The organism is Halorhodospira abdelmalekii (assembly GCF_016583625.1).
Taxonomy (GTDB): Bacteria; Pseudomonadota; Gammaproteobacteria; order Nitrococcales; family Halorhodospiraceae; genus Halorhodospira; species Halorhodospira abdelmalekii.
In genome coordinates this window covers 1-7,817 of sequence record NZ_NRRN01000078.1, presented here as the reverse complement: position 1 = coordinate 7,817, position 7,817 = coordinate 1, and the positions used below count along the sequence as shown (strand labels likewise).

General features: G+C 49.1%; 6 protein-coding genes. All 6 read left to right on the top strand.

The window, feature by feature from the left end:
- Window positions 1–539: 539 nt before the first annotated feature.
- The 6 genes from CKO15_RS12905 to CKO15_RS12880 all read left to right on the top strand — a co-directional run bounded on the left by CKO15_RS12905 (window position 540) and on the right by CKO15_RS12880 (window position 7,440).
- The gene (locus CKO15_RS12905) at window positions 540–1,706 is read left to right on the top strand and encodes a hypothetical protein (RefSeq protein WP_200197010.1); all 1,167 of its coding nucleotides are present in this window, start codon (window positions 540–542) and stop codon (window positions 1,704–1,706) included.
- Between the two features lie 81 nt (window positions 1,707–1,787).
- Window positions 1,788–2,819 (top strand): YaaC family protein, encoded by a 1,032-nt coding sequence (locus CKO15_RS12900; protein WP_200197008.1) that lies wholly within the window; start codon window positions 1,788–1,790, stop codon window positions 2,817–2,819.
- Window positions 2,820–2,920: 101 nt separating this feature from the next.
- On the top strand, window positions 2,921–3,484 hold the full coding sequence (locus tag CKO15_RS12895; RefSeq protein WP_200197006.1) for a PDDEXK family nuclease: 564 nt from the start codon (window positions 2,921–2,923) through the stop codon (window positions 3,482–3,484).
- A 91-nt stretch (window positions 3,485–3,575) separates the two neighbouring features.
- Window positions 3,576–5,549: an AIPR family protein gene (locus CKO15_RS12890; protein ID WP_200197004.1), complete on the top strand. Its 1,974-nt coding sequence runs from the start codon at window positions 3,576–3,578 to the stop codon at window positions 5,547–5,549.
- A 126-nt stretch (window positions 5,550–5,675) separates the two neighbouring features.
- Window positions 5,676–6,725, top strand: a complete 1,050-nt coding sequence (locus CKO15_RS12885) for a GTP pyrophosphokinase (RefSeq protein ID WP_200197002.1) — start codon at window positions 5,676–5,678, stop codon at window positions 6,723–6,725.
- A gap of 250 nt (window positions 6,726–6,975) precedes the next feature.
- Window positions 6,976–7,440 (top strand): hypothetical protein, encoded by a 465-nt coding sequence (locus CKO15_RS12880; protein ID WP_200197001.1) that lies wholly within the window; start codon window positions 6,976–6,978, stop codon window positions 7,438–7,440.
- Window positions 7,441–7,817 lie beyond the last annotated feature (377 nt).

The window sequence follows — 7,817 nt, the reverse complement described above, 5'->3', positions numbered from 1 at the left end:
GCGCCCGCCGCGACAGCGCAGGCCGAAGAAGCCAGCGAGCGAGCCCCCTTCGATGGCTATCCGTGCCCGACATGCCGCGCTGGCCAGTTGCGCGTGATCGCGTGCCTGAGCCCCCCGCGCCGAGACCTCGGGGGAGGTGCCAGCTTGCGCGCCTGACACCGACCGCGTCGGGTTCTCCAGCTGGACCGGCCCGAAACGGTCGGCGCCCGCGCTCGCCTGAAATTCGGGAAATGGTTTAAGATTGACCCAGAGACACCGACTTCGACCCCTCAGGAACTGACGCACATGCCGATCTTTGCGCCTCTTCCCCCGGCTCGACCCCCGGCTGCGCCCACGCGTCGCTGCCGAGTGGACCGGCCGCGACAATACAATCCCCTCTGTCTAGAGCGTGCTCGCGCCGACCGCCACGCCGTGCCGGGAGCGGATTAGTCCAACAACCGTTTATCTGGTCTGCGCGCGGGAGCCCCGCGACAACAGGCCGTCTCGGCAGCGCGCGCACACCAGATAAACGCTTAATCGTTAGGCGTACAGGCAACACAATGAAGCTTCCAGATGAAATTGAAATTTTGAAAGAGCAAGTTCGAAGGACTCTTGATCCTATTGCCTCCGCAGTAGAAAAAGGCACCAAGGCTGAGAAAGACTTTCTCTTTACAGCAAACCGCACGGATGCTGGTAGGAGCTTACCTCCTTATTACTTAGTGTATTTTCTCTTCGTGGATCTCCTCGGTTATAAAAACCTAGGGCAGTTTGAAAAAGTATCTTGGTCAGTTCCAATCGACTACAACGGAACAGCCTATCTGCTGGAGCATAGGAAGTTAGGAATGGGCTTGTTTGCTTCAGACAAGGAAAATCAGGAATCTGAATGTCAAGAAGTTGTCAAAAAAATCAAAAAAGCGGTTAAAGTAGCCCAGCCTTACTTCGAATGGATTGCAAGCGAAGCAGCAAAGAAATCTGCATTGAATGTTCTGAATCACAGTTACAGACTGCATGATAGGTACGAGTTTTTCGTTAGGACGTTCAAAGAAAAAGCAACAGAAGCAATCTCTAGAAAAGATGAAAGAATAAAGACTCAGCATTCTGAAAATTCTTGGAGTGTCCATATTCCGTATTATGATCTGAAGAGAGAGGCGGAATGGTTGGCCCTCTCAGCGATTGATTCGTTTTATAGCTTTACTGAGCATGTCTTCATTCACGCTGGTATTTTGAGGGGGCAATTATTGACTGGCGAAGATGTTGCAAACCTAGCGGATAAAGATTGGGCTTCAAAGTTCAAAGCTTGTCTCGACATTCAGGATTCATCGGTAAAGCCACACTATGACAAATTAGTTGCGATCAAGAGGCAAATAAGAAATTACATGGCTCACGGAGCATTTGGAAAAAACGGCGAGGCATTTCAAATCCACTCAGGAGCTGGGGCTGTACCACTGCTTATGCCCCATCAGAAAGGAAGCTCGCGATTCTCTATGCAGAGTGGAACTGAGTTTCAGGAAGAAGAGGCATTAGACGCAATTGAGGAATTTATGCAGTTCTATTGGGAGTCAAATGATTTCCCTGAAGTGATATATATAAAAAGCACACTTCCTAGTATTCTCACGTACGCCTCTGATTCTACGTACAGAAGCGCCATGGCATCTACTGATGATATGGAAAGTTTTGTTGATTATCTAACCGGGGTTCATGACCGTGCTGCGAATATGGATTGGTGAAACCCGCCTAACAAATGCGTCAATTGGGACGCTCGCAAGCTCGCGCCCATTACGCAGTCGTTAAGAGTCATAAGGAAAGGTATGGGGTTTCGTGAAATTCACCATAAGGGGAAAGTGCTGACCATACATAAGGCAGTCACGGAACCCCACTTCGATGAGAAGACTGTCCTGGTGACAGACACTTGGGACTATGTCGACCTATGGCTCAAGCGAAAACATTTGGCGAAGGCCAGATTCTACTGGGGTCAAGCGCGGTCTTTTTATGAAGCCACAAAAACTCTTTCCAAGACCGCCCGCCCACTGACTGCATACTACTGTTTTCTGAATGCTACCAAGGCTCTATTGCTAGCAAAGGGACAAGCATTTAGCGATGCACACGGCGTAACCGGGTATACAGTTGGCGGACGAACGTCGCTGTCAAATGAGTTTGTTAAGTTCAAAACTGGCGGGATATTACCGGCACTGTGCCGACACCTGGGCGAGCCTGCAAACGATGTAACATACTCGCTGAAAGAGTTGCTTTACAATTTGGCTTATATTCATAGAGCGTTTGACCTCACATACCACTCAAACCCGGAGCTATTTGTGCCAATTAATGCTCCCGCCATAGTAAGGTCTAGCAATACCCATGAGGCGTGGTTCGTCGCGGAGTTACGGGAAAAATATGCGAACCAAAACACATTGAACCGGCTTCCGACAGCCTTTGAAAGAGAGCTTGGAGATGACGATCGGTACTTGGTTCGATTGCGCCATCGGTTTAGCTGGAGGCCTCAGCAGAAACCCGCCAGCTTGCGGCGTTATCAAAACTACCATAGGCGTATTAGGCGCCACGTACATTATATTTGCGGTCCACAGAGGCTTTGGTATCTTAAACGGAACAATAATGTAAACGGCCATATATTGCGGTCTCAAATGACCATCACCTTCGCGGCGATGCACAAACTAAGCGAGCTATCACGCTATACGCCGGATGCATTGGCCAGCCATTTTGATTGTCAGCATAACTGGCTCCTATCAGAATTCCTTGAAACGGCTCCATTGCAATTCATTGACGAAATATCGTCCGAGATGACAGGGAGAGAGTTTATGATCCCCGGCAGGGCGTCGCGGTGAATGACTCTTAACAAAAGCGTCAACCCGGACTGGCTTTTCCGCTGGCGCTCCAAACCCAGCCGGTTACGCTAATCGTTGTGTGTCCATAACGAGGTAATGGTATGGCCCTTTTGGCCGAAGAAATTGTTGAAGAGTGGCTGAATAGGCAGGGTTACTTCACTATCCGTGGTATCCGTCTCGGCGTTAACGAGATTGATTTGGTTGCGGTGAAGTTCAGATCGGGCGAAAACCCGGTCTGTCGCCATGTTGAGGTCCAGGCTTCAATGAGGCCAGTCAGCTACATCTCTAAGGTGCCCAAAGCTGCACGAAAGACCGGACGGGCTGCAAATAGCGCAGCGCGCTCTCAGGAAGAGCTTGTTGAAGGTGTCGCCGAGTGGGTAGAGGGAAAGTTCCATGCCACCAAGAAACGGGCACTTATGGAGACTCTGTGGAGCGGCGAGTGGTCCTCCGAGCTGGTCATAAATAACGTCAAATCTGAGCAGGAAGTAGAGCTTATCGCCCAGCACGGAATAACCATACATCGGCTTCCAGAGATTGTTCGGGAGCTTCAAAGTAACGAGTTCCCCATCAAAAGTGCTGCTGGTTCCGATTTTATAGACCTATTGCAGATGGGGGCCAACACACAACAAGGCGCTCTACCGGACGCTCCTTCGTCGCGCCGGTAAGCTCTGCGTTAGGCGGTCACCAAATGTCCGGAATTCGACAGGGCTCTACTTATTTTCACCATATATCAAGTTCCAAGAGGGCCACGGAAGAATGAAAGATCTAGTTCTAAAAGGCTTCGTTAAGAGTTTTGCGGAATCACGCAACCTTTCGAACGACGACTCCTCCGAGGTGTTCGAAGCGTTCGCAACATCCGTGGTCCTGCGAAAATTTCACTCGTGCGACTTCGTTGAGCTCGATGAGGTACTCGTAAGTGGGTCGGCTGACGGCGGGATTGATGGCGCAGTTATTCTAGTCAACGGCCGCCCTGTCAGAAGCAGAGAAGACCTTGATTTCTTTAAGGCTAAGCTTCGGCGTTTAGATTTCGAGTTTGTTTTTGTCCAAGCTAAAACGTCGCCAGCGTTCGATGCGGGCGGCATTGGCACTTTTCTCTATGGAGTCTCTCAGTTTTTCTCCAATGAACCGGAAATTCGTTTCAATGCTGAACTGGAAGCGCTGCGAAAACTAAAAAACGATGTCTACGATCTCAGCATTGCGATGGATCAGAATCCCACATGTCACGCGTACTATGTTACGGCTGGCACTTGGAATGACGACCCGGAGCCCCGCGCAAGGCTAAATGACGGCGTCAGTACGCTAGAATCAACGCATCTATTTTCTAGCGTAGAAGCTATACCAATAGGTTCCGAACTTCTAAAGGCGATATACCGAGAGCTAGAGCGTGGTGTTACAAGGCGGGTTGAACTTAATAAGACAGCCGTCTTTCCTTCCATACCTGGGGTCGATGAGGCGTATCTTAGCCTAATGCCAGGCGACGAATTTTTGCGACTCATAACCAACGACGACGGAAAACTAAATAGAGATCTATTCTATGACAATGTTCGGGATTATCAAGGGAATAATCCTGTGAATAGAGAGATTGCAAAAACTATTGCTGGGGGTACGAAGGGCCGTTTCCCCCTGCTTAACAATGGGATTACGATTGTTGCACGCAGTATATCCAGGACGGGTGATGTTTTTAGAATATCTGATTTTCAGATAGTCAATGGATGTCAAACCACGCACGTAATACACCAAAACCGTGCAGAAATAGATTCCACGACTTTTGTCCCGATCAAGCTTGTAGTAACTGACGATAGTGAAATCATTAGTGAAGTGATTAAGGCTACCAATTGGCAGACCTCGGTAATGCCGGAAGCTCTAGAATCGCTCACGCCTTTCCATAAAGAGATTGAGGACTTCTACAATTCGCACCAGGCGGCAGTAGATCGTGCGAACCGTATCTTCTATGAGCGGCGTTCCAAGCAGTACCACTTTGATCCCATTCCACAGAGCAACATTGTTACGTTAACCGCTCAAACCAAATCATTTTTGGCGATGTTCCTCAACGAGCCCCATAGCCACCCGCGCTACTATGGGGAGCTGCTGAAAGCTTATGAGGCGCGAATTTTTGTTGGTGATCACAATCCGGCGATTTACTTCGCTTCGGGTCTAAGCTATGTCACCGTGCATAGACTATTTAATCAAGGAGCTTTAGACAAGTCTATGCGGGGATATATCTATCACATTCTTATGTTGCTGCGAATCCAACTTATGGGGCTGGCTATGCCTCGGTTCAATAGCAGCAGAGCTTCCAAGTACGCTCTAGAGTTGAGCAATAAGCTCAGCGATGAAACTCTCTGTCGGGCTGAGTGCGAGACAGCCATCCGGCTGATAGAATCGGTGCTACATAGTTTTAAGGTACCTCAAGGAAGAAACCCGCCACCGAGACTAAAAGCATTCACTGAAGCGTTGATTGAATCCGTTAGAGTTTCGTCAGATGATGCGGAAAATGAAAAAGAGCCGGATCTAGAGGTTGGCAGTACCGAAACAGGGGTATTGAGGTGGTTTGACGAACTGAAGGGGTACGGCTTCATTCGTCGCGATGTTGGCGGCGACATATTCGTCCATGCGACTGGATTAAAAGAAGTCCCTTGGAAATATTGGCAGGCTGGGTCACGGTTCAAGTTTCAGATTGTGGAAGGTCCCAAGGGCTTGCAAGCCCTCGTTACGGAGGTTTTATCTTAAGGGATGCAGAACTTGACATGAACTCGCCTAACAAACCCATCAACACGGACCACCAAAAGCTGCGCTCCTTCGTCGCTCCGCTTTCGGCGGCCGGTTATGGACTGCGTTAACTTTATTGGAGGAATAATGCCTCTTTCTGAAGAAATGATAAAAGATTGCGGCGATCGCTATTCAAGGGAGCACGATAGGTTTCAAAAAATGGCGGAGGTCGTATATCAAAAATGCTACGACATAGTGCACAAGAAGCTTACTGTTCGTGCAACGGTTCAGCGGCGCGCTAAGGCACCAAAAAGTTTCGTTGATAAGTTGAGAAAGGATGATCATCGTCAAAGATACGACTCCGTTGATGAGGTCTTTAACGGAATCAGCGATTTGGCTGGCGTGAGGGTGGCAACATATCTTGAATCGGACCGTCAGCAAGTAGTCGAAGAAATAAGAAAAGCTTTTGTAGGGAAAGAAAAGGAAGAGCCAACTATTGAAGCAAAGGATCGCAATGAACAAGGGCTTCATTATCGGGCGACGCACTGCCAAGTATTTCTTCCGGATGAAGATTTAACGGGAATTAATGAGAACTTGAAAGGCACTACGTGCGAGATACAAGTTTGCAGTTTACTTGCGCATGTTTTTAATGAAGTTGAGCACGATCTACAATACAAGCCGCTAAGTGGAGAGCTCTCTGAACCCGAGAGAGAATTTATTGATCAGTTAGGGCTTTTGACAAAAGCTGGAGACTTAACGATAAAGAGGCTTCTTGCTGAAACCGAAGAAAGATTCAGTCATAGAACTGGCGAATTTGATGATGTTTACGATTTTGTTGCCCGAATGCGTAAAGAGCTGGCGGTGGGTATAGATTTTTCCGGAAACGCTGGCCAACTTTATGACGAACTCGTGGCATTAAACATCAACTCCCCTGAAACTATCAGGACCACAGTATGCTATGGCGATAAATCTCTTCGTGAGGTTTGTGCTGAAGAGTATCAGCGATTGAAGGATTTCGACCAGAACAACAAGAAAGATTTCTTGGAAGACAATAGTTCAGATTTCTTGTTGGCCGGAGTTCTTAGAAGTAAAGTAGATGAAATACTCGGTCGGCATCCTATGGGCAGGGGGAAAGGCAGGCCATCTCGACTTGCTCAGATAGCGAAAATGTACAAAGAAATGACCGAGCAAAGTTAACAAAGCAATGCACGCGACAAGCGTGTGATTGCAGCGTTAGCTTTTTGGGGGAGGATAGGTGAGAGAGGCGCAAGTCTATAGAGCTCTGATGGATGAGCGGTGGGAGTTGGAAGATCTATACGGGTTCCCGCACGCGTATTCGCAGAGCCACGCGTTCATATACTGCTTTGATTCTGGCCTCGATCCTCGGAATGCAAAGCGAATAGACACCGCTTTAGAGGGATACCCTTGGCGGGGTGGTTATAGTTACGTGAATATTTATACTGTACTGCACCACCAGATTCCTGTCCCTCATAGGCCGCAAATTGCTGCCATTCAATATGCGTCGCCTGGTTGGATTGACATCCTGTTAAACCCGGATGTTGCTCTTCAGGTTGCAAAATCGGTGGGTATTTTGCTCGGGGCTGGAGTTGCCGCAGTAGAAGCAATCAAGCGGATAGACAAAGCCCGCCTAGAGATGGCATATCAACGTCGGAAAAAGCGAGGGGAGTTTGCTGCGCTTTCGGCTGCCGAAGCAAAGGCCTTAAACGAAATGTCGGAAGAAGTGGCAAAGCATCTCGGTTTTGGCGGCTTGGCCTCACTAAACGAGAGAACCAAAAACCCCGAGGTGACGTTAAAGCTGTTGCTAGCACACTATCGACGGTTACGTGTTCTCGGTGAATATGTAGAAAGCGGGAAAATTGCCTTGCCGGAAAAGCTGCGGGATGAAAGCTAACAATCGCGTGAACTCGGACGGTCAAAAGCAGCGCCGCTTCGCTTTGCCGCTTTTGACCGCCGGTTACGCGAAGCGTTGAACTAATCCGCTCCGCGGGCCTTTGGTGCAGAACCGCATCGAAGGCTTTGATTAAGAAAAGATTATAGGGCAAGCAGATCGCCCAGGACGGCCGTTCCGCGGCAGGGCTCCCGCCCATCGACCACACTTGGTCATGACCCAATCGGGGTCATTGACCGAGGATGCGACGATGGTACGCGTCCGCTAGACCCCGTATTCCATAGTCCCGGCTAGTCCTTCATCGTCGTCGGCACGATCTCATTCACCCAAGGAGATGTGCCGGTATGGCCGATGGTATCCAACAGCGCAAGCGCGCTTTC

Coding starts and splice junctions, on each gene's coding strand:
- CKO15_RS12905 (WP_200197010.1), top strand. CDS start 540: ATGAAGCTTCCAGATGAAATTGAAATTTTGAAAGAGCAAGTTCGAAGG.
- CKO15_RS12900 (WP_200197008.1), top strand. CDS start 1,788: ATGGGGTTTCGTGAAATTCACCATAAGGGGAAAGTGCTGACCATACAT.
- CKO15_RS12895 (WP_200197006.1), top strand. CDS start 2,921: ATGGCCCTTTTGGCCGAAGAAATTGTTGAAGAGTGGCTGAATAGGCAG.
- CKO15_RS12890 (WP_200197004.1), top strand. CDS start 3,576: ATGAAAGATCTAGTTCTAAAAGGCTTCGTTAAGAGTTTTGCGGAATCA.
- CKO15_RS12885 (WP_200197002.1), top strand. CDS start 5,676: ATGCCTCTTTCTGAAGAAATGATAAAAGATTGCGGCGATCGCTATTCA.